Raw genomic sequence first — 909 nt, forward strand, 5'->3', positions numbered from 1 at the left:
GGCGGGGGCAGGGGCTTCCGGGCCCACGAACCCCGGCGCAACCAGCAGTGCTGCGGGGATCATCAGGACCAGCAGGAGGGCCGTCAGCGCAACCAAGGGCCAGGACGCTCTCATGGCCGGGACCGCTCCCGCGAAACCGCGGCGGACGCGGTCAGGCCACGGTTTCGCGGCAGTTGGTTTGGTCATGGTGGTGCTGGTCCTCAAGTCCTGAAATTTCCCCACAAGTTCCTGATTCCAGGGCCTCTCGCTATATCCTCAATAATAGTCGGCGGCACGGACACTCCCTTTGGTGAGCGGTCAACTGTGCCGCGAACCCCCTGCAATTGCCGAGGAGCATTCCATGAAGCATGACGTGACCATCGAGATCCCCAAGGGATCACGCGTCAAGTACGAAGTTGACCACGAGACCGGCCGCGTCCGCCTGGACCGCGTCCTCTTCACCTCCATGCAGTACCCCACGCACTACGGATACTTCGAAAACACCCTCGGCGAAGACGGCGATCCCCTGGACGCACTGGTGCTCCTGCAGGACTTCGACCTGCACCCCGGCGTCATCGTTGAGTCCCGCCCCATCGGCGTCTTCAACATGACCGACGACGGCGGCGGAGACGCCAAGATCCTCTGCGTTCCGGTGGATGCCCGCTTCGACCACATCCAGGAAGTCAGCGACGTCAACGAGTTCCTGATCAAGGAAATCGAGCACTTCTTCACTCGCTACAAGGACCTGGAGCCGGGCAAGTGGGTCAAGGCCGAGGGCTGGGGCGACCGCGCCGCCGCCGAAGCCGAGCTGGAAGCCTCCATCAAGCGTTACGTGCCCACCGGCCACTGATCCCCCGCATAAAGCAACGTGGGCCCACGCCCGCAGGGTTCCTTGGCCGAGCTTGCGAGGCTAGGGGGCGGGCGGGGAGG

1 protein-coding gene and 1 pseudogene are annotated in these 909 nt (G+C 64.2%); one reads left to right on the top strand and one right to left on the bottom strand.

Annotation, left to right across the window (positions count from 1 at the left end; genetic code table 11):
* Window positions 1-186 (bottom strand): annotated as a pseudogene (locus tag FNL14_RS23085) (D-alanyl-D-alanine carboxypeptidase); the annotation flags it as partial.
* Window positions 187-340: 154 nt separating this feature from the next.
* On the opposite strand from FNL14_RS23085, the gene FNL14_RS23090 reads away from it, so the two are divergent.
* A complete protein-coding gene (locus FNL14_RS23090; RefSeq protein WP_018762663.1) occupies window positions 341-829 on the top strand; it encodes an inorganic diphosphatase in 489 nt (162 codons plus the stop codon).
* Window positions 830-909: the final 80 nt, after the last annotated feature.

Source organism: Pseudarthrobacter sp. B4EP4b, assembly GCF_006680095.1.
Lineage (GTDB): Bacteria > Actinomycetota > Actinomycetes > Actinomycetales > Micrococcaceae > Arthrobacter.

Coding starts and splice junctions, on each gene's coding strand:
- FNL14_RS23090 (WP_018762663.1), top strand. CDS start 341: ATGAAGCATGACGTGACCATCGAGATCCCCAAGGGATCACGCGTCAAG.